The organism is Metabacillus idriensis (assembly GCF_009674765.1).
Lineage (GTDB): Bacteria > Bacillota > Bacilli > Bacillales > Bacillaceae > Bacillus_P > Bacillus_P idriensis.
Map to the genome: position 1 here is coordinate 155,389 of NZ_WKKF01000001.1, position 23,549 is coordinate 178,937.

General features: G+C 42.1%; 22 protein-coding genes and 1 riboswitch. Of the genes, 13 read left to right on the forward strand and 9 right to left on the reverse strand.

Going from position 1 to position 23,549, the window contains the following annotated elements; all coding sequences use genetic code 11:
- The first annotated feature begins 44 nt into the window (after nucleotides 1–44).
- Complete coding sequence (locus GJU41_RS00840) at nucleotides 45–2,570, forward strand: cyanophycinase (RefSeq protein ID WP_224771343.1); 2,526 nt, start codon at nucleotides 45–47, stop codon at nucleotides 2,568–2,570.
- A gap of 363 nt (nucleotides 2,571–2,933) precedes the next feature.
- Nucleotides 2,934–3,037, forward strand: a riboswitch (purine riboswitch).
- Nucleotides 3,038–3,258: 221 nt separating this feature from the next.
- Nucleotides 3,259–4,296 carry a PTS sugar transporter subunit IIC gene (locus GJU41_RS00845; RefSeq protein ID WP_154317846.1) on the forward strand — a complete coding sequence of 346 codons (1,038 nt, stop codon included), beginning with the start codon at nucleotides 3,259–3,261 and terminating at the stop codon, nucleotides 4,294–4,296.
- A 29-nt stretch (nucleotides 4,297–4,325) separates the two neighbouring features.
- Here GJU41_RS00845 and GJU41_RS00850 read toward each other — a convergent pair whose 3' ends face one another.
- Nucleotides 4,326–5,726 carry a sigma-54 interaction domain-containing protein gene (locus GJU41_RS00850; protein WP_070876155.1) on the reverse strand — a complete coding sequence of 467 codons (1,401 nt, stop codon included), beginning with the start codon at nucleotides 5,724–5,726 and terminating at the stop codon, nucleotides 4,326–4,328.
- Nucleotides 5,727–5,929: 203 nt separating this feature from the next.
- On the opposite strand from GJU41_RS00850, the gene pruA reads away from it, so the two are divergent.
- From pruA to GJU41_RS00865, 3 genes are read left to right on the forward strand one after another with little or no spacing between them, the layout of a single operon-like run.
- Nucleotides 5,930–7,477: an L-glutamate gamma-semialdehyde dehydrogenase gene (gene pruA, locus GJU41_RS00855; protein WP_070876154.1), complete on the forward strand. Its 1,548-nt coding sequence runs from the start codon at nucleotides 5,930–5,932 to the stop codon at nucleotides 7,475–7,477.
- 12 nt (nucleotides 7,478–7,489) lie between these two features.
- Nucleotides 7,490–8,692: an ornithine--oxo-acid transaminase gene (locus GJU41_RS00860; RefSeq protein ID WP_070876153.1), complete on the forward strand. Its 1,203-nt coding sequence runs from the start codon at nucleotides 7,490–7,492 to the stop codon at nucleotides 8,690–8,692.
- A gap of 44 nt (nucleotides 8,693–8,736) precedes the next feature.
- Nucleotides 8,737–10,014, forward strand: a complete 1,278-nt coding sequence (locus tag GJU41_RS00865) for a Glu/Leu/Phe/Val family dehydrogenase (protein WP_154317847.1) — start codon at nucleotides 8,737–8,739, stop codon at nucleotides 10,012–10,014.
- Nucleotides 10,015–10,051: 37 nt separating this feature from the next.
- Here GJU41_RS00865 and GJU41_RS25135 read toward each other — a convergent pair whose 3' ends face one another.
- Complete coding sequence (locus tag GJU41_RS25135; protein ID WP_154317848.1) at nucleotides 10,052–10,702, reverse strand: phosphatase PAP2 family protein; 651 nt, start codon at nucleotides 10,700–10,702, stop codon at nucleotides 10,052–10,054.
- A 129-nt stretch (nucleotides 10,703–10,831) separates the two neighbouring features.
- On the opposite strand from GJU41_RS25135, the gene GJU41_RS00875 reads away from it, so the two are divergent.
- Together GJU41_RS00875 and GJU41_RS00880 are read left to right on the forward strand one after the other, a co-directional pair.
- A complete protein-coding gene (locus GJU41_RS00875) occupies nucleotides 10,832–11,644 on the forward strand; it encodes a YihY/virulence factor BrkB family protein (RefSeq protein ID WP_070876150.1) in 813 nt (270 codons plus the stop codon).
- 143 nt (nucleotides 11,645–11,787) lie between these two features.
- Nucleotides 11,788–12,267, forward strand: coding sequence for a CarD family transcriptional regulator (locus tag GJU41_RS00880; RefSeq protein ID WP_083328175.1), 480 nt, complete (start codon nucleotides 11,788–11,790; stop codon nucleotides 12,265–12,267).
- 77 nt (nucleotides 12,268–12,344) lie between these two features.
- On the opposite strand, the gene GJU41_RS00885 is transcribed toward GJU41_RS00880, so the two are convergent.
- The 3 genes from GJU41_RS00885 to GJU41_RS25140 form a co-directional block, all read right to left on the reverse strand.
- Complete coding sequence (locus GJU41_RS00885) at nucleotides 12,345–12,668, reverse strand: ArsR/SmtB family transcription factor (RefSeq protein ID WP_396653154.1); 324 nt, start codon at nucleotides 12,666–12,668, stop codon at nucleotides 12,345–12,347.
- A gap of 421 nt (nucleotides 12,669–13,089) precedes the next feature.
- Nucleotides 13,090–14,361, reverse strand: a complete 1,272-nt coding sequence (locus tag GJU41_RS00890) for a uracil/xanthine transporter (RefSeq protein WP_070876148.1) — start codon at nucleotides 14,359–14,361, stop codon at nucleotides 13,090–13,092.
- A 107-nt stretch (nucleotides 14,362–14,468) separates the two neighbouring features.
- On the reverse strand, nucleotides 14,469–14,597 hold the full coding sequence (locus GJU41_RS25140; protein WP_263596905.1) for a hypothetical protein: 129 nt from the start codon (nucleotides 14,595–14,597) through the stop codon (nucleotides 14,469–14,471).
- 120 nt (nucleotides 14,598–14,717) lie between these two features.
- Between GJU41_RS25140 and GJU41_RS00895 the strand changes: the two genes are divergently transcribed.
- The 6 genes from GJU41_RS00895 (at nucleotide 14,718) to GJU41_RS00920 (ending at nucleotide 19,642) form a co-directional block, all read left to right on the forward strand.
- Nucleotides 14,718–15,590 (forward strand): LysR family transcriptional regulator, encoded by an 873-nt coding sequence (locus GJU41_RS00895; protein ID WP_070876147.1) that lies wholly within the window; start codon nucleotides 14,718–14,720, stop codon nucleotides 15,588–15,590.
- A 29-nt stretch (nucleotides 15,591–15,619) separates the two neighbouring features.
- On the forward strand, nucleotides 15,620–16,828 hold the full coding sequence (locus tag GJU41_RS00900) for an amidohydrolase (RefSeq protein WP_070876146.1): 1,209 nt from the start codon (nucleotides 15,620–15,622) through the stop codon (nucleotides 16,826–16,828).
- A gap of 138 nt (nucleotides 16,829–16,966) precedes the next feature.
- A complete protein-coding gene (locus GJU41_RS00905; RefSeq protein WP_070876145.1) occupies nucleotides 16,967–17,437 on the forward strand; it encodes a FixH family protein in 471 nt (156 codons plus the stop codon).
- Nucleotides 17,438–17,608: 171 nt separating this feature from the next.
- Nucleotides 17,609–17,911, forward strand: a complete 303-nt coding sequence (locus GJU41_RS00910; protein WP_070876144.1) for a PadR family transcriptional regulator — start codon at nucleotides 17,609–17,611, stop codon at nucleotides 17,909–17,911.
- Between the two features lie 2 nt (nucleotides 17,912–17,913).
- Nucleotides 17,914–19,086 carry a chromate efflux transporter gene (chrA, locus tag GJU41_RS00915; protein WP_154317849.1) on the forward strand — a complete coding sequence of 391 codons (1,173 nt, stop codon included), beginning with the start codon at nucleotides 17,914–17,916 and terminating at the stop codon, nucleotides 19,084–19,086.
- A gap of 28 nt (nucleotides 19,087–19,114) precedes the next feature.
- A complete protein-coding gene (locus GJU41_RS00920) occupies nucleotides 19,115–19,642 on the forward strand; it encodes a YfiT family bacillithiol transferase (RefSeq protein ID WP_070876142.1) in 528 nt (175 codons plus the stop codon).
- Nucleotides 19,643–19,717: 75 nt separating this feature from the next.
- Here GJU41_RS00920 and GJU41_RS00925 read toward each other — a convergent pair whose 3' ends face one another.
- From GJU41_RS00925 to GJU41_RS00940, 4 genes are all read right to left on the reverse strand, one after another.
- Nucleotides 19,718–20,587, reverse strand: coding sequence for a DUF6612 family protein (locus GJU41_RS00925; protein ID WP_070876141.1), 870 nt, complete (start codon nucleotides 20,585–20,587; stop codon nucleotides 19,718–19,720).
- A 210-nt stretch (nucleotides 20,588–20,797) separates the two neighbouring features.
- On the reverse strand, nucleotides 20,798–21,766 hold the full coding sequence (locus GJU41_RS00930) for a cation diffusion facilitator family transporter (protein ID WP_070876139.1): 969 nt from the start codon (nucleotides 21,764–21,766) through the stop codon (nucleotides 20,798–20,800).
- 61 nt (nucleotides 21,767–21,827) lie between these two features.
- The gene (locus GJU41_RS00935) at nucleotides 21,828–22,952 is read right to left on the reverse strand and encodes an AI-2E family transporter (RefSeq protein ID WP_070876163.1); all 1,125 of its coding nucleotides are present in this window, start codon (nucleotides 22,950–22,952) and stop codon (nucleotides 21,828–21,830) included.
- Nucleotides 22,953–23,136: 184 nt separating this feature from the next.
- Nucleotides 23,137–23,508, reverse strand: a complete 372-nt coding sequence (locus GJU41_RS00940; protein WP_224771152.1) for a DnaJ family domain-containing protein — start codon at nucleotides 23,506–23,508, stop codon at nucleotides 23,137–23,139.
- Between the last annotated feature and the right edge of the window lie 41 nt (nucleotides 23,509–23,549).

Sequence of the window (23,549 nt, forward strand, 5' to 3'; positions counted from 1 at the left end):
GTCTGCTTTAACAAGAGAATATCTAATTTTGAGGGGGAATTGGAGTGAAGAAACCATTCAGTATGCTTGCGGCAGCCTGTCTGCTTGCATCAAGTTTCAGCATGCCTGCTTCTGCAGGAAGCAAGGAAGAAATTAAAGGCAGTCTTGTTATTGCAGGAGGGTCTTTGGGGAGCAGCAATCAAGCAGTCTACGAATCTTTTATTGACCGCGCAGGCGGAAAGGAAAATGCCAGAATCGGGATTATTCCTGCTGCGAGCGGAAAGCTGAAGTCTTCCAATGAGTTTAAAGCAGACCTCGTTAAATACGGAGTGAGAGCCGAAAATGTAGATATTCTTCCAATCTCAAATCATGATTTCAGTGATACTGATTTTGATGAGAGTAAGTGGAAAAACAACGTAAGTGAAAAAGAGATCATCAATCAGATTGAAGACCTTTCCGCTGTCTGGTTCGTCGGCGGAGATCAGCTGAAAATTACGGACACTCTTTTTGATGAAAAAGGAAAAAATACAAAAGCGCTAGATGCGATCTGGGACATCTACAGGGATGGAGCTGTTCTGGGCGGGACAAGCGCCGGAGCTGCGATCATGAGTGACGTTATGATTACAGGAGGCGACAGCCTTGGAGGGTTAAAAGGTGAATTCACAGAGGTGGATAAAGCACCTGCGAACAAAGAATATGCACCTGTTTACATTGAAAAAGGACTGGGTTTTTTCCAATACGGCATTGTGGATCAGCACTTCGATGAAAGAGCAAGACTGGGCCGACTGGCAGCAGCAGCTGTGAAATATGAAAAACAAAAAGAGAAATTTCATTCATACGGAATTGATGAAGATACAGCCTTAATCGTTGACAATAAGGCGAAAACAGCGGAAATTGCAGGCCGCGGCGGTGTCACAGTTGTAGATGCCGGCAAGGCAAAACCTGCAAGCAAGAAGCTGCACCCAGTCAATAATGTCTCGATCAGCTTCTTATCTCCTGGTGACAAAATTGACTTGAAGACTAAAGCTATTTCGGTGAATCCGGACAAAGATGAAACAAAAGGCTACGAGTATTATTCGTTTAAACCGCTTGAAGCGACTGGAATTCTTACCTCTTACGGAAGACTCAAACCATATCTTTCTTACTCGCTGATTGATAACTCGTCGACCAAATCAGTAAAAAGCTATTTATATGACAGCAAAGGAAAAGGCTTTGCATTAACGTTCAGTAAAACAGATGAAACGAATGGTTACTGGGGATATCAGGATGGCCAAAAAGATGACTATTCAATCACAAACGTAAAAATGGATGTTACACCGGTTTCTATTAAGTTCAAAAAAGATGATAAGGCATTCAAAAACTATAAACCTTCTAATTTTGAAATTCCTGAAGAAACCGATCGCGGCGACATTAAAGGAAACCTTGTAATCGCAGGCGGTGCTCTTGGATCAACAAACGAAGCCGTATATAAAGCGTTTATAGACCTTGCTGAAGGAAAAACAGACGCGAAGTTTGGGATTGTTCCGGCAGCGAGCGGATCGTTGAACTCATCCAAAGCGTTTAAAAAAGATCTTGTGAAATACGGAGTTAAAGAAGAAAATATTCAGATCCTGCCGATTTCAACGACAAACTACAAAGAGACTCCTGAAAACGATGCAGCAGAGTGGGAAAAGAACAAAAACAGCGAAGAAGCAGCTGCAAGCATAAAAGAGCTTGATGCCATCTGGTTTGTAGGCGGCGATCAGACGAAGATCACGAAAGCTCTTTTTAACTCAGATCAATCAGAATCCAAAGCCTTGACTGCGATCTGGGACATTTATAAAAACGGGGCAGTTCTCGGCGGAACAAGTGCCGGTGCAGCAATCATGAGCGATGTAATGCTTGCAGGCGGCGGCAGCCTTGATACTCTTGCAAAAGGCTTTACTGACACATATGACGGCATGCAGCAGCAGGAAGGCGGATCAGGCTATCTTGAACGCGGACTTGGTTTCTTCCAATACGGCATCATCGATCAGCACTTTGACAACAAAGCCCGCCTTGGCAGACTGATTGCGACAGCCTATGAAAAAGGAGAAAACAATCAGCTTTCTTATGGAATAGATGAAGATACAGCCATGGTCGTGAACAATGCTGAAAAGAAAATTGAAGTAGTCGGCCGCGCAGGAGTGACAGTGGTTGACTTATCTAAAGTAAAAACAAATCCGAAAACACAGAGTGAGTATAAGAACATTCTTCTTTCAACAATTGCAGCGGGTGACTCCGTTGATCTTCAAACAAAACAATTCGACATCAGCGAACACAAAGTCAGTACAGTTGGCTACGAGTACGGAGATTACAAAGCATCACCGCACTCAGGCGTTCTGACTGCTCACGGAACACTAAGCAAGTTCCTCTCCTATAACCTGATTGACAACAGTGGTGAAAAAGAAGTAAAAAGCTACGCTTTTGACCAAGGAAAAGGTGTCGAACTTACATTCAGAAAAACGAAAGAAACAGATGGATTCTGGGGCTATAAAGATGGCGGCAAAGATGATTATTCAGTAGTTAATGCTGTTCTTGATATTACTCCTGTGTCTGTAAAAGTGAAGTGAGACCGGGGAACCAAGCCGAATGCGGTTTGGTTCTTTTTTTTATGGCGGCTAACAAATCTTGACCAGGAAATGGAGCTCGCGAGTTCGAACGTGAATCCTGCGTTGGAAGGCGGTTTGGGCGAGTAAACTATTTTGTTGGTAGTTCAGAACTTGGACAAACAGGCGGTCTGCTTATCAAAGGTATTTTTGAAGATCGATCGATTTTTAGCTGGAAAAAGGATAATATTATGGGTTTTTTCCGACTGGAGTATGGATCCTGCGAGTTGTGGGATATTCAGCAGATTATGTAATTTGTATATTGATTATTCCGAACTTTTCAATATCCATTGTCTGGTGGAACCAATTCCTATATACTTCTTACTATTATTTAAACTTTTATATTCTTGTATAATTTCAGTCAAGATGGTCTGATCGTTTCTACCTGGCAGCCGCTAAAATGCCAGACTACAAGAAGGTATGAACAACAAAGATGAGAAGATGTGAATTGTGTGATATGCTAATCTTTGATTATCCTCTGAGGCTAATCTTTGAAAATCGTATTGAACAATGATTCCGCATGCAGGCTCTTATTCTTTCATACCTTCTGTCTTGCGGCTGAAGGTGTGAAAGAATAAGAGCTTTTTGATGATTATAAAAGAATGAATGCCAGCTGATGTTTACATTCTTAACAGCCAGAGGAGAGAGACAGATGGAATTGGTAAAAGGAACAGCGCTATTATTACTAGTACTTGGGTTATTTTCATTATTCAGCTATAAAGCTCCAAAGGGCATGAAAGCGATGGGGGCGCTTGCAAATGCAGCCGTTGCTGCCTTTCTTGTTGAAGCCTTTCAGCGATATGTTGGAGGAGATCTTCTGAAGGTTGAATTTCTCGGAGAAGTTGGCGATGCCGCAGGAAGCATGGGGGGAGTAGCGGCTGCTGCTCTTGTGGCGCTTGCACTCGGTGTGTCCCCGGTTTACGCCCTGATGCTTGGCGTATCATGTGCCGGACTGGGTTTGCTTCCTGGTTTTTTTGCAGGCTATCTTGTTGCTTTCCTGGTAAAACTGATTGAGAAAAAAACACCTGCAGGTCTTGATTTGCTGGTGACGATTCTTGTTGCGGCTCCGCTTGTGAGATTAATAGGAAACGCCCTAACTCCAGTAGTGGATGCTACACTTCTGAACATTGGCGGCATTATTACTGAAACAGCCAACAGCAACCCGATTCTAATGGGGATTATCCTTGGAGGAGTGATTACAGTTGTAGCTACAGCGCCATTAAGCTCCATGGCTCTAACAGCCATGCTTGGTTTAACTGGACTGCCTATGGCGATTGGTGCTTTGGCTGTATTCGGATCTTCCTTCATGAACTATGTTCTCTTCAGCCGTCTTAAATTTGGCGACAGACGAACAACTATTGCCGTAGCGATTGAGCCTCTAACTCAAGCAGACATTATTACGGCAAATCCGATTCCGGTGTATGTGACGAACTTTTTCGGCGGAGCTGCAGCCGGTGTAGTCGTTGCCTTATTCGGACTTGTAAACAACGCAACAGGAACGGCAACTCCCATCGCAGGTTTAGCTGTCATGTACGGATTTAATGACCCATTAACCGTTACGATAACAGCCGCGCTTTGTGCTGTTGCCGGTGGTGTATTCGGTCTGCTTGGATCGATTGTGTTTAAAAATTATAAGATCAAAACGGTTTCTGATATTCGTAAAAACAGCGATCTTAAAGAAGCAGCATAACGAAAAAAAGCTTCTGGGGAAATATTCCCTCAGAAGCTTTTTTTTGCTTCGATATGAAGTTTTTTCATTCTATATTGCAGGCTCTGGCGGCTTAAACCCGCTTCTTCTGCTGCTTTTGAAATGTTATATCCGTTCTTTTTCAGCAAGGCTTTGATATAGTTGGCTTCTGAACGGTCCAAGTGTTCTTTCAGCTTCAGGGACTCACTTTTTTCTTCATAAACCTGTACTTGGGAGGAAGCAGTTGTCCGCGTCTTTGATTTTGAGCGGAAATGCAGAGGCAGATGGTTAAGTCGGATCGTTTCCTCATCTGCAATGAAATTCATCGCTCCTTCAATCGTGTGCTGAAGCTCCCGCACGTTGCCCGGCCATTCGTAAGAAAGAAGATTATCCATGACCTCCTGATCAACACGCTGAACATCCATTTGAAAAAGCTCATTATATTTTCGGATAAATTGCCTGATAAGAAGAGGGATATCTTCAGTTCTGTCTCTCAGCGGAGGAACAAAAACAGTCACTACACTCAGACGGTAGTATAGATCCTTTCTCATGCGTTCATTGGTTATCGCTTCAATCGGATCTTCATTGATTGTCGCTATGATTCTTACATCAATTGGTGTATCTTTCGTATCGCCAATCCGCCTGATCGTTCTCTCCTGCAAAGCCCTCAGCAGCTTGGACTGCAAATAAGGATTCAAAGAGTTAATTTCATCAAGCAGCAGCGTGCCTCCCTCTGCTTGTTCAAACAAACCGGGATGATCAATCGCTCCTGAAAAAGCTCCTTTTTTGGTGCCGAACAACAAACTTTCAATCAGACTGTCTGGCAGTGCCGCACAGTTCTGAGAGATAAAAGGAGCTGCTGAACGGCTGCTTCCGTTATGGATGCTTTGTGCAAAAAGCTCTTTTCCTGTACCGGTTTCACCGACAATCAGGACAGATGACGCTGTGCGTGTCGCACGCTTGGCACTTTCAATGACTTCTTTTATAGCAGGACCTTCCCCAATAATACTTTCAAAGGTATAACGTGTCCCTCCCTTTCTTTTAATATTGTCCTTTATCAGCCTCTCGATCTTTGTAATATCTTTTGCAATTTCAACAGCGCCGATGATTTCATCGCCATCTCTGATTGGAAAAGTGTTGTTGACGGTTGTGATTTCTTTTCCTTTGTTGTTGAAATAGGTTTGTTTAATATTATTCGTTTCTGTGCCGTTCTGAAGAGCCTGCACGAGCGTGCTGTCTCCGTCTTTAGAAAACATGAAAACGTCCAGGAGATTTTTGTTCATGACATCCCGGCTGTCCATTGATTCAATTTGCATCATCTTTTTATTGTAGAGAATGGTGTGTCCTTTTTTATCAATCACATGAAGACCCACATCAATTTCATCAATGATGGATTCCATAAACAAATGCAGATTTTCTTTTTTTAGATTCATAGTTACCCCCCCTTTATCGTACTTTTCTTCCATTTTATCCTCTCATATGCATTTTAGGCAAAATAATTTTGCGCTTCTGGTGCAAAAAAATTCTGCACTGCCATATTATTTTGCACTAAGAATCCTTTCACTGCTGTGATAACAGGTTGGCATGGAACTTGCATTCTATCTTTATTGAAGAATCAAACTCAGGAGGAATGGCCATGACCGTCACATACAAGCATGAACCGTTTACAGATTTCAGTAAAAATGAAAACATTCAGGCAATTAAAGAAGCGCTGGTATTCGTGAACTCTCATCTGAATAAGGAGTATCCGCTTATCATCGGGGGAGAGCGAATCACGACATCAGAAAAAATAACGTCTGTTAATCCTGCCAACAAAGCAGAAGTGGTTGGAGTCGTTTCCAAAGCGACAAAGGAATTAGCCGAAAAAGCCATGGAGCAGGCGCTGGAAGCTTTTGAAACATGGAAACTAAGAAAACCCGAAGCGCGTGCAGCCATCCTGATACGTGCAGCAGCCATTCTTCGCCGCAGAAAGCATGAATTTTCAGCTTACCTCATAAAAGAAGCAGGAAAGCCTTGGAGTGAAGCAGATGCAGATACGGCAGAAGCCATTGATTTTCTTGAGTATTATGCACGTCAAATGCTGAAGCTGAAGGACGGCGTTCCTGTGCAGAGCAGAGAAGGAGAGCAGAACTCGTTCAGCTATATTCCACTTGGAGTAGGAATCGTTATTTCTCCGTTTAATTTTCCGCTTGCCATCATGGCGGGAACGGCAGCAGCGGCTATTGTTGCGGGAAACACGATCCTTTTAAAACCTGCTAACTCAACGCCTGTTGTGGCAGCGAAATTTGCGGAGCTTCTTTTAGAAGCTGGACTTCCAGCAGGTGTACTGAATTACATTCCGGGAAGCGGTGCTGAAGTAGGAGATTACTTGGTTGATCACCCGAAAACACGATTTATTTCGTTTACAGGTTCGCGTGAAGTTGGCTGCAGAATTTATGAACGTGCCGCAAAAGTTCACAGCGGACAAAAATGGCTGAAGCGGGTCATCGCTGAAATGGGCGGCAAAGATACTGTTGCCGTTGATAAAGACGCGGATTTGGACTTGGCTGCATCTGCCATTGTTGCCTCAGCTTTTGGCTTTTCAGGACAAAAGTGTTCGGCAGGATCGCGTGCGGTTGTTCATCAGGATGTATACGATGAAGTTCTTGAAAAGGCAGTAGCACTTACAAAAGAGCTGACAGTCGGAAATCCTGAGGACGCGGGCTCTTGTATGGGACCGGTCATCGACCAGAATTCCTACAACAAGATTATGAGTTATATAGAAATAGGCAAAGTAGAAGGCAGACTCATGACAGGAGGGGAGGGAGACGATACAGACGGCTTCTTCATCCAGCCTACTATTTTTGCTGATATAGGCGAAAAAGACCGCCTTATGCAGGAAGAGATTTTTGGACCAGTCGCAGCCTTCTGCAAGGCAAAGGATTTTAACCACATTCTTGAGATTGCCAACAACACAGATTATGGATTAACAGGTGCTCTCATCTCAAACAACCGCGATCACATTGAACGCGCTAAAGAAGAGTTTCACGTTGGAAACTTATATTTTAACAGAGGCTGTACAGGAGCCATTGTCGGCTATCAGCCGTTTGGCGGATTTAACATGTCAGGCACAGATTCTAAAGCCGGCGGACCTGACTATTTGCTGCTTCACATGCAGGCAAAAACAACTTCAGAGACATTTTAAGGAGGAACAGATATGACAACTTTGACAAAATCTCAAGAACTCATTCAGCAAACATCCCAATACGGAGCAAACAACTATCACCCGCTTCCAATTGTGATTTCTGAGGCTGAAGGCGTTTGGGTGAGAGATCCTGAAGGCAGCCAGTATATGGATATGCTTAGTGCTTATTCAGCTGTCAATCAGGGGCACAGACATCCGAAGATCATTCAGGCGCTTAAGGATCAGGCAGATAAAATTACGCTCACATCACGCGCATTTCATAACGATCAGCTTGGACCTTTCTATGAGTCTGTTGCTGCATTGACAGAAAAAGAAATGGTGCTCCCGATGAACACAGGAGCAGAAGCAGTGGAAACAGCCATCAAAGCTGCACGAAGATGGGCTTACGACGTGAAGGGCGCTGCTGAAAACAGCGCTGAAATCATCGCGTGCATCGGAAACTTTCACGGCCGCACAATGTCAGCTGTGTCGCTTTCCTCAGAAGAAGAATACAAGCGTGGTTTTGGTCCGATGCTCCCTGGAATTAAACTGATTCCTTATGGTGATCTAGCAGCATTGGAAGCAGCCATTACACCAAATACAGCAGCCTTTTTAATCGAGCCGATTCAGGGAGAAGCAGGCATCGTCATTCCTCCTCAGGGATTCTTGAAGCAGGCAGCTCAAGTGTGCAAAGAGAACAACGTCATTTTTATCGCTGACGAAATTCAGTCAGGGCTCGGCAGATCAGGAAAAACTTTTGCCTGTGACTGGGAAGATGTGAAGCCTGATATGTACATTTTAGGCAAAGCTCTTGGAGGCGGTGTTTTCCCGATTTCCTGCGTTGCTGCAAACAAAGACATTCTCGGTGTTTTCAACCCAGGGTCTCACGGTTCAACATTCGGAGGCAATCCGCTTGCTTGTGCTGTTTCTGTTGCAGCCCTTCAGGTTCTCGAAGAAGAAAAACTTTCAGAGCGGTCGCTAAAGCTCGGTGCTTATTTTAAAGAAAAGCTTGCGGAAATCAACAATCCTTTGATCAAAGAAGTGCGCGGAAGAGGCTTGTTTATTGGGGTAGAGCTTACTGTACCTGCCCGTCCTTATTGCGAAAAACTGAAGGATGAAGGGCTGCTCTGCAAAGAAACACATGAAACAGTGATTCGCTTTGCACCGCCGCTTGTGATTTCAGAAGAAGATCTTGAGTGGGCAATCGAAAAAATTACGCGCGTGTTATCAGAATAACTAATAAAAATAAATGCTACTATTCATATCAATGGGGTGGAATCATGGGGATTATTAAGGACGTACAGGCAGATAAAGAAAAAGAAAGCTTAAATTTATTTCAGTCGACGCAGACAATTATTAAAGAGGCATTGAACAAATTAGGCTACTCAGAAGAATTTTTTGAGCTTCTGAAGGAACCTGTCAGAATGCTTACAGTTCGTATTCCGATTCAGATGGACGATGGCTCGGTAAAAGTCTTTACGGGGTACCGCTCACAGCACAACGATGCTGTCGGACCGACTAAGGGAGGAGTGCGCTTTCATCCTGAAGTAAGCGAAGATGAGGTAAAGGCACTGTCCATTTGGATGAGCTTAAAATGCGGCATTGTGAATCTGCCGTATGGCGGGGGAAAAGGCGGAATCATCTGCGATCCGAGAGAAATGTCACTTAAAGAGCTGGAAAGACTGAGCCGCGGATACGTCCGGGCAGTCAGCCAAATTGTAGGTCCCACTAAAGATATCCCTGCCCCGGATGTGTTTACAAACTCTCAAATCATGGCGTGGATGATGGATGAATACAGCAGGCTGCGCGAGTTTGATTCGCCGGGCTTCATTACAGGCAAACCGCTTGTCCTCGGCGGTTCACACGGAAGAGAAACAGCAACAGCCCGCGGCGTGACCATCTGCATAGAAGAAGCAGCTAAGAAAAAAGGCATAAGCCTTGCAGGTGCTCGCGTAGTCATTCAAGGCTTCGGCAACGCAGGAAGCTTCCTTTCGAAGTTCATGCATGACGCAGGTGCAAAAGTAATCGGCATCTCAGATGCATACGGTGCACTCTACGATGAAGATGGCTTGGATATCGACTATTTGCTGGACCGCCGTGACAGCTTTGGAACAGTAACAACACTTTTTACGAATACCATTACAAACAAAGAACTGCTTGCACTTGATTGCGACATCCTTGTACCGGCTGCCATTTCCAATCAGATTACAGCTGAAAATGCGCATCAAATCAAAGCATCTATCGTGGTCGAGGCTGCAAATGGACCGACAACCATCGAAGCCACTAGAATCTTGACGGAGCGGGGGGTTCTTCTCGTGCCGGATGTGCTGGCCAGTGCAGGCGGTGTGACAGTATCATACTTCGAATGGGTCCAAAATAATCAGGGATATTATTGGTCAGAAGAAGAAGTAGCGGAAAGACTTCAAAAAGTGATGGTTGATTCTTTCGAGAATACATTTCAAACCGCACTTGTCCATAATGTAGACATGAGACTTGCGGCGTATATGATCGGAAGCAGGAAAATGGCGGAAGCTTCCCGCTTCCGCGGATGGATTTAAAGTGAAAAGAGCCCAGGAGACAATTCTCCGGGCTCTTCTATATTTTTGCTTTAAACTTCAGAGCCACAATACAAATGACGAGCCACGCGCCTCCCGCAGCAAACCCCGCAATGACATCACTTGGGTAATGCACGCCAAGATAGATTCTGCTGAAGCCGATTAAAAAAACGATGAAAAAGAAAGATGCCATAATCAGTACCTTAAGACTCTTCTTTTTGACCATTAAAGTTATTAAATAGGCGAGAATACCAATAAATGAGAAGGAAACCATCGAATGTCCGCTCGGAAAACTATATCCGTCTTCTGTAATAAGAGGGTTAAATGTGGGACGGTCCCGCTTAAACATCCATTTCAGATAATAATTTAAAAGAGATGAACCGGATACTGCCACAATTAAAAACAGCCCTTCCCACCATTGCCGGTTGATGAACAGTACAATGAGTGCGATGGACATTCCAATCATGATGCCGGTTACTGATCCCAGGGAAGTAATGCCTGCCATGATTTGACCAAGCATAGGGGTGCGCATTCCATGTATGTATTGGATGATTGGGTTATCAAATGATTTAAGTTCCATCTCAATGACTTCATCTGCAAATTCTATGAAAATAAAACTGAAAGCTCCAATAAGGAGGATGGAATACATAATAAATGTCTTTGACATTCTTTCTTGTGCATCATTCTTCATTGCAAAACTCCTTACCGTATTTAATTATCAAAATACCTCTTTTGATCATTCGGCAAACATTCATGATGGTTTCAGGTTTTAAGAACGTGATTTAAGGAAAAAGAATATTACAATTGGAGGTGTCTCAGGTTGATCAAAGAACTTATTAAACGAATTCAGCTGCATGAAACGGGAGATCAGGCAGCGGTGCTGTCCCATTTCTTTTTGCTATCCTTATTTCCGCTTCTTATTTTCCTGGTTGCATTGCTTCCTTACTTCAATATTGAAACGAGCAGGATGGTTGATATTATAAACCAATATGCGCCTGCAGAAGCAGGGGGGATGCTTTCTGACCATTTAGAAGGGTTAATTAATGAACCTAACGGAGGCTTGCTGTCATTTGGTATTTTGGCAACGATCTGGTCAGCATCTAATGCAACAAATGCCCTTATCAGGTCGTTAAATAAAGCGTTTATTGTGGAAGAGACACGTCCATTCTGGAAAATTCGTCTTCACGCAGTCATTATGACGATCGGCCTTGTCATTACGTTTGCCCTTACACTTGTATTGCCTGTGTTTGGTAGTGCCATTATCGGATTTGTTGGAAATTATTTTTCATTTGTTAGTGACAATGAAATTATTTTAAATGTGATGAGGTTTTTAATCTCTTTTCTGATGATGTGTGCCGTGCTGATGGTTTTGTATTATTTGGCACCGAATGAAGAGATGACTTTAAAAGGTGTCTACTTCGGGGCAATCATCGCAACCATCTTATGGCAGCTCGTATCGCTTGGGTTTGCATTTTATGTTTCTCAGTTTGGGAATTTTAATGCTACATACGGCAGTCTTGGCGGTGTCATCGTTCTTATAACCTGGCTTTATTTATCCGGATTTGCCATTTTGATCGGCGGAGAAATCAATGCCATTAAGGTTTGTGAGAGGAACGGGAAGAAATGTGTTTAAGTCGTGTTGCCAGGGACGGCAGCCGCAGAAACAAAAAAAAAATAACTATTGACATTAAATAATAAATGATGTTAAAATTAAAAATTTGATATATTTACCTCTGTATGGTATACTGTAAATAGATACCATATGGAGGTGTTTTTTTGTTCAAAATAGGCGACAAAATTATGTACCCAATGCACGGAGCAGGAATCATAGAATCTGTAAAAGAGATGGAGATTCAAGGAAAGAAACAGGATTACTTTGTGATTCAGCTGTCCATCGGAAATATGCAGATTATGATCCCTCTGCAAAAACTTGGCAAGCTCGGAATTCGTCCTGTAGAAAATCAAATAAAACTAGAAGAAGTATTAGTTGTTTTTCATGACGGAGAATCAGATGAGCTGCTGCCTTGGAAAGAACGATATAAAACCAATATGGATAAAATAAAATCAGGTGAAATCCAGCAGGGGGCTGAAGTAGTAAGAGACCTCATGCGAAAAAGCATTGAAAAAGCCCTAAATACAAGTGAAAAACAAATGCTGAACAATGCAAAGAACATCTTTGTCAGTGAACTTGTTTTAATTAAAGGCTGTACGGAAAATCAGGCTAATGAAATGCTGATGACCAAGAAAATATCTTAAGCTCTGCCCAAAATAGTGAAAGCTATTTTTTTTTTGCTTTAAAACAGAAAAAATGATAAAAAAGTAATTCCTGAGCATCACTTTTCCTCTGAGCACCTTGATGTGAACAGTCCGCATAATTCTTCAGAAAGAAGCTGATTCATTTCTTTTTTATTAAAAGAATAATAACTCCAGGTGCCTTTGGTTTCTTTCAAAATCAACTCTGCGTCCAATAAAATCTTAAGATGGTAGGATAATTTAGATTGAGGCATATCTATCATTTCACTTAAATCTCCTACACACACTGTCTGGCGACGGCATATGAGATGAAGAATTTCCAGCCGTTTCTGATCAGCCAGCGCTTTAAATTTTTTTTCATAGAGTGCAAAGGGTTCTTTTTTATATGTTTGTTCCATATTCATCACCTTTCATCGAGGATTAAAGTATATTCGCTCTGAAACGGTTTGACAATATTTTATCAATAGAAGTGATTAAATAGAGTCTATTATAAAATAAAAACCGTTTATCATGAAGATAAATGGTTTTTGTGTTGGGTATGGACGTCTGATAGGTTAACAGCCGCTTCCGCTTTTCGGCTTTGTCCAGCTCCATCTCCTAGCCCCTCGGCCAGAACAAATTCCCTCAGGAAAGGCGGGACCCGGACTTTTCGGGTGAATTCTTTTCTGTCTGCCCGAGTCTGAACAGGTAGGTCTGTTTAACACATTGTCCAGTTCCACCGCCCAACTCCTCGGCCAGAACGGATCAGCGAGTAAAGGCAAAAAGCGCCTTTACTCGCTGATCCTTATCTGTCTGTCGGAGCTAAACGGGCGCTTCCGCTTTTCTTTATTCCCACTTCACAAAAGCCTCTAATACAATAGACAGCAGAATTCCCATCATAAGACCGTTTGATAGGAGGGGGGAAATATAGACTGATAGGTTCTGGAAGACTGCGGGATCTGTGTTCATGATGCTTACGCCGAGCAATAGCGGCGCTGCAATCCGGAAAATGGTTTTTGAGTCAAAGCTTGTTCCTTGAATGCTTTTAAGTGCTGTGCCGAAAAGCTGCAGATACGCAACGAAAAGGACAGCGTTTCCGACTGTTATTGGAAGTGTAATGAGAATGGCTACGAGCGGCGGGAATATGCCTAAAAGGGTAATGAGTGCCCCGCCAATGAAAAAGGGTTTGCGTTTGAATAGTTGAGTGCTTTCTAAAAATCCGATCGTCGATGTAAAGGGTGCATATGAAACAAGGCCAAGCAGGGAGGCACCTGCGGAATAAGTACCTGTTAAAAAAAACGATCTTCTGTATGAAGCAGAGTCTGGAACGTCCTTATAAAGCTTTGCAGCAGCCTGAATGGAGGCAATTGTATTGCTGAGGTTCATCATGCCGCCAAGAAAGGCTATCAGGATAATTCCCCATTCAAGATTCGGTTTTCCGAGCGGAAAGAAGATGGAGCCCTGCCCGGTAACGGCTTGTATGGATCCTTCCGAAGGAAATAATATCAGATAGAGAATCCACCCAACAACAATTCCGAGCAGTATAGAGAAATTGCCCAGAAAAGCATTCCCTTTTATTTTTAAAAAGCTGACGAAAAAAACTAGGGCAATCGAAAATAAACTTACAGCAGCATTTAATGTTCCGTCCGGTTCTATTTTCAGCATTCCTTTGAAGAAGGTCAATATTAATTGAAAAGCCAGCAGAAAAAGATACACACTGGCAACCATAGGTGTGAAAATCTTCTGCACCGCAGAAGTGAGGTTTAACGCAGCCAGAATAATCGTTGTAATTCCGGCAAGCAGTATGCCTGTAGCAATTCCTCCGCCAATTTGGGCAAAGCTCATGCCGAGTACAGAAGCTGACATGCCGAGATTTAAAATCAGCCCCCAAATAATTCCTGAGTGACCCTCCATTAAAGGGTATTTGTGGCCAATCCACCCTTGCAGAAAGCATGCCAGACCTGTGAAAATCAGAGAGCTTCTGAGGGTTATGGCAATTTGATCCGGTGTAAGTTCAAATGCAGCTCCTACTGAGATAGGAACAACAATCGTATTGGCAAAAATAAAGAAGAGCCACTGTATCGAGGCAAGCGGCGTTGTTAATTTTGATAGTGTCATATTCTTTCCCCTTTTTCTTTTATATCTAAGAACAGAATGAGAATAAGATTGGAATCTTAAAGACGTATCTTTTTACATGATCTATGATTATAATAAACCATTTTTAGTTAACCAACTAATTCCCCGTCTGTGAGCGGCTCGCTGTCTACTTTGAGCTCCTCCTCATGAAAGCCGAAGACCACAAGAAGCATGATGATAAAAAGGATAACAGTAAATAATAATGATCTATGCAGCAATGGTTTTTCTCTCCATTTTTTTTCGTTTCCTATTATGCTATCATACAGTTAAATATATGAAAAATATTTATATAATGAATAAACTATATCTTTTCAGTATACGAAGAAGGCAGGTTACATATGGATATCAGGCAAATGAAGTATTTTATCGCCATTGCGGAAGAAGGCCAAATAACGGCTGCGGCCAATCGTTTAAGAATGGCACAGCCGCCGCTCAGCCAGCAGCTGAAAGCAATGGAAACAGAGCTTGGTTTACAATTGGCGGAAAGAAAGGGGAAATCACTTGAGCTGACGGATGCTGGACATAAGCTGTATCAGCATGCCCTGAAAATAACAGATGCCATGGAAGAAGCTATGCTCGAAGTCAAAGAAACTGGAACAGGTAAAACAGGAAAGCTTTCAATCGGCGTAAATACGTTATCTAGTTATGACTTGCCGAGATTTTTGAGAACATTTCAGAAAAGGTATCCTGATGTATCATATAAAATTCAACAGAATGAATCCGCTCAGCTTTGCAAGCTTCTTAAAGAAAGAGTCATTGATCTTGCAATAGTGAGATTGCCGCTTGAAGTTGATGATTTTGATGTGATTTCGCTTAAACCCGAGCCTTTTTATTTTGTAACTGCGGATTCAGCTCATACGATGTCATCTTCTGTTTCGTTTGAAGATCTTACTGGTGTTCCACTCATTATCCCAAGTACAGAAGGGCTTGGTTTATATAACAAAATTTCTTCAGCTTTTTCGAGCAGAGGACTTATTCCAGACATTATGTGTGAGTGCTCTGATATTTCCATTCTTTTTGATTTGGTTTCCTCGAGTTTTGGCTCTACGATTGTGCCGGAAACAGTTGTGAAACTAAATTCACTGAAAGATTTACATGTTTATCTAGTTGAAGACACAGAAAAACTCGGGGAATCAGGGGTAATTTCTCTAAAAAATCATTATTTGCCAAAAACAGCTCAAAACTTCATTGAACTTATACACGAAGGGTAATAAGGCTATACATACGGAGGGGTAAAGATATGAAGAAACTATGGGTGAGAAATGTTGTTTTAGAAACGGGTTATAAATTTGACGAAAATTATATCGAAACAGAAACAATGGTTTTTAATTTATGCATAGAAGATGGAAGAATTAAAGAAATAGCGCCTGCCGGAAATGGGATTGAGGGTGAATGTGAGATCTATGATGCAAAAGAGGCACTAGCTTTACCGGCGTTTTCAGAAATGCACATCCACCTCGATAAAACCTATTATGGAGGAAGATGGAAAGCTCCAGTTAAAGCTAAAAACATTTTTTCCCGCATCGAGGAAGAGCAGACCCTGCTGCTTGAGCAGCTTCCGTTTGTTAAAGAGCGGGCAGAAAGAATTCTGCAGCTTGAGCTTATGAATGGAACGACATTTGTGAGATCACATTGCAACGTTGATCAAGTAATCGGATTACAGCATCTCGAATTTCTTCATCAGGCATTTCATACCTATAAAGATAAAATAGAAGGTGAGATTGTCGCATTCCCTCAGCACGGCTTGCTTCGAAGCGGCAGTGTGCAGCTTGTGAAAGAAGCGATGAGAAATGGCGCCAATCTAGTTGGGGGAGTTGATCCTGCAACAGTTGATGAAGATATAGAAAAATCATTGTCTGCAATGGTGGACATTGCCGCAGAATTTGATGCCGGAATCGATCTTCATCTGCATGACAGAGGGCACTTGGGAATTTACACTATGAAGCGCTTAGTCAGTATGATTGAAGAGGCAAAACTTACTAAACAAATAACGATCAGCCACGGTTTTGGACTTGCTGCTTTAGCTGAAGGGGAAGCGCGGGAGCTTGCAGTCAGATTTTCAGAAGCAGGAGTCAATATAGCGTCAACTGCTCCGCTTGATTTTCAAATGCCGCTTTCATTAATGAAGTCACAAGGGGTGGATGTGTATTTGGGCACAGACAGTATTACAGACCACTGGGATCCATTTGGCACAGGAGATATGCTTGAGAAGGCAAATACACTTGCTCAGTTAAATCGCTGGAAGGACGAGCGCAGCTTAAGTCAGGCGCTTGGCTATATCACAAAAGGAATTACGCCGCTTTCAACAGACGGTAAACAAGTATGGCCCAAGGTTGGAGATGAGGCTAGCTTTGTCCTTGCGGAAGCCTCCTGTTCAGCAGAAGCTGTAGCTAGAAGGTCAAAACGTAAAGCTGTTTTATTTAAAGGCAATATCGTATTTGAAGCATAAAGACATATTTTTAAGGCTCAGGTTTAAAACGTAATAGTGAATTTGTGATTGCCTGGAGATTTTTGACTGTTAATGGGTAAAGCGGTTACAATAGGTATCGTGTATAGACTTGCTTCTTAATAGGAGAGGGATTATGAAATGAAACGTATACTAACAGCTTTATTTTTACTGGCATGTGTTCTGTCTATCACTGCTTGCGCAGCAGATTCTGGCGATAACACAGCTGAAGGGTCATTAATGGTAAACGCAGATATAAGACTGCCAGCTGAAATCAGCAAGAATAAAGAGGAAACGCTCTCTGTCGCAGTAACACAAGGCGATGAAGCTGTAGATGATGCATCTGACGTGCAATTTGAAATATGGAAAGCTGAGAGCAAAGAAGACAGTGAAATGATCAAGGCGGTACATAAAGGCAAAGGCATCTATGAAATCAAAAAAACATTCAGTGAAGATGGCGCGTATTTTGTTCAGACTCATGTGACTGCCCGTGATCTTCACGTTATGCCTAAAAAAGAATTCACGGTAGGAAAAGTTTCTGAAGAAGAATCTGTAAAAGCAGATGAACATGAAAAGACAGAAAATGCAGGAGATGACCACAGTCATCACTAACAGGTCAGGGTTTATCCCCTGGTCTTTTTTGTTTTCTTAAAAAGATGAAAAGAAGGCTAACCAAGGGCATCCTCACAATACTCATTAAATTTTTACATAAAATTAATAATTATTTGTTACAATATCGCTAAACAATATTGAAATCCGATATTAAGGAGGCGCATCTTAAAAATGCGTGAATTCATTCTGGGAGCTATAAAAATTCACATTCTGTATCATGCAAAAATTGAGCCGGTTTACGGCTCATTCATGATTGAGGAATTACGCAGCCACGGCTATGAAATTGGACCGGGGACTCTTTACCCATACCTGCACAACCTTGAGAAGGCAGGGTTTCTTACTAGGGAAGATAAAAAAGAAAATGGCCGGATCCGAAAGTACTACAGCATTACAAAAGAAGGGGAGGATGCATTGGAAAAATCAAAAGCGATGCTGAGAGAGCTTGCCAGAGAAGTATTAAAGGAGGAATTGTAAAAATGCTTAAAACGTGGATTGAAATCCTGCTTGTGTCTACGAAGCTTGGGCTGACTTCATTTGGAGGTCCGGTTGCACATTTGGGGTATTTCAGAGATGAATATGTAAAGAAGCGGAAGTGGCTTGACGAACGGAGCTATGCTGATTTAGTGGCTTTGTGTCAGTTCCTTCCGGGTCCGGCGAGCAGTCAGGTCGGAATTTCGATTGGAATAGTCCGGGGCGGCATGGTAGGAGGATTTTTATCATGGTTTGGCTTTACGATGCCATCTGTCATTGCCCTCATCTTATTTGCTTATTTTGTAACAGGCTTTCAAGCAGAAGATGCTGGCTGGATCAATGGTCTGAAGATTGTTGCCGTGGCAGTAGTTGCTCAGGCCATTTTAGGGATGGGAAAGAATCTCACTCCAGACAGGCCAAGAATTACAATTGCGGTCATTGCAGCTGTCTCCGCTCTTTTCTTTCCAACCGCACTTGGGCAAATCGCCATTATATTAATTGCAGGTGCTGCAGGCTATTGGATGTATAAAAATAAAGAGGTTCCAAAGGCAGAAAAACTGAATTTATCCATTAACAAGAAGACAGGTATACTTGCCTGGATCTTATTCTTTGGACTGCTGATTCTTCTTCCAGTAATCAGGCAAGTGTTTCCTTCGATTTGGACAGCTATGTTTGATACTTTTTACCGGGTTGGTTCCATCGTATTTGGCGGCGGACATGTTGTGCTTCCGATGATTGAACGGGAAGTCGTGCCGCAAGGATGGATTAGCGAAGAGATTTTCCTTGCCGGTTATGGAGCTGCACAGGCAGTTCCGGGACCGCTGTTTACTTTTGCAAGTTATCTTGGTGCATCGATGAATGGTTTCTCAGGTGCAATTGTTGCGACAGCAGCAATGTTTTTACCATCGTTTCTGCTTGTAGTTGCCATGCTCCCGTTTTGGAATATGCTAAGAGAAAAGAGCAGTGTCCAAGCAGCATTAATGGGAGTGAATGCTGCAGTTGTCGGCATTCTGCTTGCAGCCCTATACAATCCAGTATGGACTAGTTCCATAAAATCGACCGGTGACTTTGCCCTCGCTCTAATAGCCTTTGCCCTTCTTGTCTATTGGAAGCTGCCGCCTTGGCTTGTGGTACTGGCAGCAGCACTTGGGGGAATTGTGATTCAATATATAGGGTAATGAATAGATTTGTAAGGGGGGATGATAAATGAAAGATTTAAAATATCCTATTGGTTTTTTTCATGGTCCAGAAAAAATAGAACCGGTCCATTTGGAAAGCTGGCTCCATGAACTATCTGCAGCGCCATCAAGATTAAAAGCAGCCGTATTGGATTTATCAGATTCACAGCTGGATACGCCTTACCGCGAAGGAGGGTGGAGCGTTCGCCAAGTGGTTCATCATGTAGCAGACAGTCATATGAACGCCTATATAAGAATAAAACTAGGCTTAACAGAAGAAAACCCGGTTATTCGTCCGTATGAGGAAAAGGAATGGGCAGAATTGGCTGATTCAAAGCATGGGGAAATTGGCGTGTCACTCGTGCTGCTGGAATCTCTTCATAAGCGATTGATCCAGCTTGCGGCAACTCTATCTGAATCGGATTTAAACAGGACATTTTTTCATCCTGAAAATAAAACATCAGCTACACTTGCAGAAACTTTTGGTGTTTATGCATGGCATGGCAATCATCATATTGCACATATAGAGAGCCTTAGAGATAGAATGGGCTGGTAAGAAAACAGGAGATCTTCACTAAGAAGATCTCCTGTTTTTATGGTTTGCATGAGCTAAACGGACGGTTTAGCTTTTCTATGCCGCTGGGTCAACCTCAACTGCTTCATTTAAAACTTCTTCAGGAATGGAGAAGTTCTCAAGCTCATTCATTTCAGAGAATTGAGAGGTGATGGTTTGCTGCATTTCGATCTTCTGATCATTTTCAGTTATAAACATTTTGATGTCCATGTTTAATGATTTAGGAAAATAGGTTTCTTTGTCCAGTGTGTACGTATAATCAATTTGTTCAATGTCCATTTGCTCCAGTGCTGCCTGCATTGCAGGATCTGAGCCCATCATACTACCTGTAAGGCTCATCAATTTTTCACCATTGCCTTTCACATTTAAGATATATTCACTTTCGGTTTCTTCCATCTGAATATCATCTGCCATTTGCTCCAGCTGTTTGATTTGATCAGCAGGAGTCATCGTTTTTTGCTGATTCATCATTTCGCCCATACCTGGTCCAGCCTGCTTCATTTTCACCCATCCGCCTGACTGCAGATCTTTTATGTAAATGAATTCCTCATCCATATACATATCAATGGTATTCGTTTGGCCTTCAGCTTCCATTTGCATCGTCTGCTGCATGACGAGCGGATCTACATTTGTTTTCGTCTGCATATCAGCATTTGTTTCCATCGTTTCTTCTCCAGATTTCATGACCATATTCAGTGTGCCGTCCATGGCAAAATTTTTAAGCTCAGCAGATTTTTCACTGGCTGCTGCCAATACTTCCTGAGAAGTTGCTTTCTTGTCTGTTTCACTTGTTTCTTTGCTTTCAGCTTCCGTTTCAGCTGTTTCAGTTCCTTTATTATCTTTTTCTTCATCAGCAGCGGTATTTTGACCGCATCCAGCTAAAAGCAATGCAAACAATAAACTGACAATCCATCCTGTTTTTTTCAAAATAAACGAGCTCCTCTCCATTTTGGTGATTCAAGGTGTACACTTTCTTAAACGATTAAAACCTTATAAAGTTTCACTTTTTTCCCATTACCTCCTGAACATATTTGGAAAACATTTAAACTTTTCCCTTTATCATCCAATTTGAAACGCGTCATAAGAGAATGACAAAGATAAAAGGACCACTTATTAATGGTCCTTTTATCTAAGCTTTTATTCAGTTGTTTCATTCAATCCCCATGTTTTGACTCCGTCTGACTCAAAAATACCAAGGGTGACATCGGCAATATCAGGATCGGTATATAAGTGATCTCTCACCCGGATTTTTATATCATCTGCTACGGCAAGTGATAACCCGGGTTTTAGTTCCAGATAGCTTTCAACATGATATTTGCGGCCCTCCTGAAGAATGCGGAGATTTTTAATGTCTTCTACATCAGGATCAGCGAGAATCATTTCTGCAATCCGGTCCTCGACATCTTTAGGCGCAGCAACTCCGATTAATCCAATTGTATTTTCATACCCGATTTTAACGGCAATGCCTATCAGCAGTACTCCAATCAGCAGAGTACCTACACCATCTAAAACATACAAGCCGGTGAAATAAGACACTACGATTGATACAAGAGCTAATAATGCACCAAATGTAGCAATGATGTCTTCGTAGAAAACAAGTCTCGTCGGCGGAGAAGCAAGGCTTACATTTTTGAATGCATTTGCTGCAATGGCAAATCCTTTTGCTTCCGTTCTGGTCTCATGGGCAATTTCTTTCATTGCTTTTATTAGAATGAGCCCATCAATAATAACGGCGATGACAAGAATGCTTGCATTTAACAGGATGTTTGTGGTTGCCTTAGGGTGCTGAATCAGTTCCCAGCCCTTATGGAGTGTTTCATAAGCCATAATGGAAATCACAATTACCGCTATCAGAACGAAGAGATTTACGACCCGTCCGAATCCTGTCGGAAAACGTTTTGTCGGAGCTTTTTCAGCAAGAGCGCTTCCGACAAACACAAAACCCTGGTTGATGGCATCGGCCGCTGAATGCAAAGTAGTGGCGAACATCGTTCCATTGCCGCTAATAAAAGCAGCAATTCCTTTAATAATGGTTAATGCCGTATTTCCGAGAGCTGCAATGCCTGAAGATTTATTCCCTTTTTTAAGTAGCTGAAAAAACGTCATATGCCCACCTGCCAAATCATGATTATTTTTCTATAGTTACTATCCTTCAAACTAGCAGAAATTACTCAATTTCAATGTCAATATTCGTGTTCCGGATTGGATCAAGCCGTTCTTTCCGGAGAAGGTAAAGTCTGTAAGAATGGCTGCAAATGACCTTCAATATAGCGTAGGTCGGAACGGCAAGAAGCATTCCAAGCAATCCTCCCATGCTTCCTGCAACAATCAGCAGCAGGATGATGGTCAATGGATGAATATCAAGTCTCTTGCCCATGATCAGCGGCGAGGAAACATTCCCGTCGATTTGCTGCACGACAATAACAACGATGAGCACTTGTATAACCATAAACGGTGAATCCAGGAAGCCGACAATGACGGCAGGAATCACTGCGATAAACGGTCCAAGGAAAGGGATGACGTTTGTCAGCATCGCAAACATGGCAAGGAGGATGGAATAATCAAGTCCAATGATTAAATAACCTATGTACATCATCACACCAACCACAAGACTGACAAGTGCCTGTCCTTGAATGTACGAGCTTAGTGCATGATCCATATCTTTTAAAATAAGCTTGGCTTCGTTTGCTTTTGTATAGGGCAAAAAGCGCAAAACCTGTTTTGGCGCATATTCACCATCTTTCAGCAAATAAAAAACAATAAACGGCACCGTTACAAAGATAGTTGCAATGCTTGTCAGAATTCCAATGAAATTAGAAACACGGCTGCCGATATTGCTGACATTCGACTGGAAATAGTCTGTAACAGAGGCTGTCATCTTTTCAAATGTCAAAATATCATTCTGTTCAAATCGGGCGAACCATTTATTTTCTCTTAGAGCGAGAAGATTATCCTGAAGGGTTTGCACAATCTGAGGAAAGTTTTTGATCAGTTCTTGAAATTGTTTCTGAATAACCGGCCCGATCAAGAACACAAGCAAGGTTCCAAGACCAATAACCAGCAAATAAATAATGATGATCGAAATGGTATTCGGAACACCTTTTCTTCCTAAAAATCGTACGATTGGGCGAAGCAAATAAAAGATGATCCCTGAAACCAAAAAGGGGAAAAACAGGGTCGTGAATATGATTTCAAGCGGTCTGAAAATGAAATCCACTTTAGTCGACAGCAGAATAATCGTTAAAAAAATAATGATTCCATATCCAATTTTAAAAATTTTGTCCTTCGGCAAATGACATGCACCACCTTTTGATGTATTTCTCACTTCCATGAGTTTGCGGAGATTTGCCATATGTAGCTTTTCCCATAAGGAGATAAGGTGAAACAAAATTGTTTTCATTATAGCATGCCAGCACCATTTCTCGGTGCAGCGGCGAAGCCTATTTTTTGAATGGGCATAAGTTTATCATTATTTGTTATTCCCAAAGTTTATAATGTTTTTCAAGCTCACCAAGAGAAATCAAGTTTTTTTGCAGGGCTGCGGGACAAGAGCGGTTGTATTTCATAATTTCTTTATTAATCAGTTCCGCTTCTGCTGTCCGTTTTTCATCATCACTCAGCTTCATCAGGTTTTCTATGCGATGCTTAATCTCTTTCTGCAATTTAATCCATGCAGGCAGGTAGTTTGCGTTTTTGACGATTTTTGTGAAAATATCTCCTTCCAGAGCGCCTTTTGGAAGAGGCTTGCCCATACCCGGCAATTTTTCAGCACCGCCTTTTTTTTCATAATCCTTATAAATAGAGCTCATTAAATCTCTGTTAGATAAGTCATCATTGCTCTTTTTCAAGAAAATCCCTCCAATAGATCTAATATGGATAACTTCTTGAT

Bases quoted from the DNA above. Each gene is read 5' to 3' on its own strand.
- GJU41_RS00910 (WP_070876144.1), top strand. From the start codon at position 17,609: ATGCGTGAATTCATTCTGGGAGCTATAAAAATTCACATTCTGTATCAT.
- GJU41_RS00865 (WP_154317847.1), top strand. From the start codon at position 8,737: ATGGGGATTATTAAGGACGTACAGGCAGATAAAGAAAAAGAAAGCTTA.
- GJU41_RS00930 (WP_070876139.1), bottom strand. From the start codon at position 21,766: ATGACGTTTTTTCAGCTACTTAAAAAAGGGAATAAATCTTCAGGCATT.
- GJU41_RS25135 (WP_154317848.1), bottom strand. From the start codon at position 10,702: ATGAAGAATGATGCACAAGAAAGAATGTCAAAGACATTTATTATGTAT.
- GJU41_RS00900 (WP_070876146.1), top strand. From the start codon at position 15,620: ATGAAGAAACTATGGGTGAGAAATGTTGTTTTAGAAACGGGTTATAAA.
- GJU41_RS00860 (WP_070876153.1), top strand. From the start codon at position 7,490: ATGACAACTTTGACAAAATCTCAAGAACTCATTCAGCAAACATCCCAA.
- GJU41_RS00850 (WP_070876155.1), bottom strand. From the start codon at position 5,726: ATGAATCTAAAAAAAGAAAATCTGCATTTGTTTATGGAATCCATCATT.
- GJU41_RS00905 (WP_070876145.1), top strand. From the start codon at position 16,967: ATGAAACGTATACTAACAGCTTTATTTTTACTGGCATGTGTTCTGTCT.
- pruA (WP_070876154.1), top strand. From the start codon at position 5,930: ATGACCGTCACATACAAGCATGAACCGTTTACAGATTTCAGTAAAAAT.
- GJU41_RS00890 (WP_070876148.1), bottom strand. From the start codon at position 14,361: ATGACACTATCAAAATTAACAACGCCGCTTGCCTCGATACAGTGGCTC.
- GJU41_RS00845 (WP_154317846.1), top strand. From the start codon at position 3,259: ATGGAATTGGTAAAAGGAACAGCGCTATTATTACTAGTACTTGGGTTA.
- chrA (WP_154317849.1), top strand. From the start codon at position 17,914: ATGCTTAAAACGTGGATTGAAATCCTGCTTGTGTCTACGAAGCTTGGG.
- GJU41_RS00895 (WP_070876147.1), top strand. From the start codon at position 14,718: ATGGATATCAGGCAAATGAAGTATTTTATCGCCATTGCGGAAGAAGGC.
- GJU41_RS00885 (WP_396653154.1), bottom strand. From the start codon at position 12,668: ATGAATATGGAACAAACATATAAAAAAGAACCCTTTGCACTCTATGAA.
- GJU41_RS00920 (WP_070876142.1), top strand. From the start codon at position 19,115: ATGAAAGATTTAAAATATCCTATTGGTTTTTTTCATGGTCCAGAAAAA.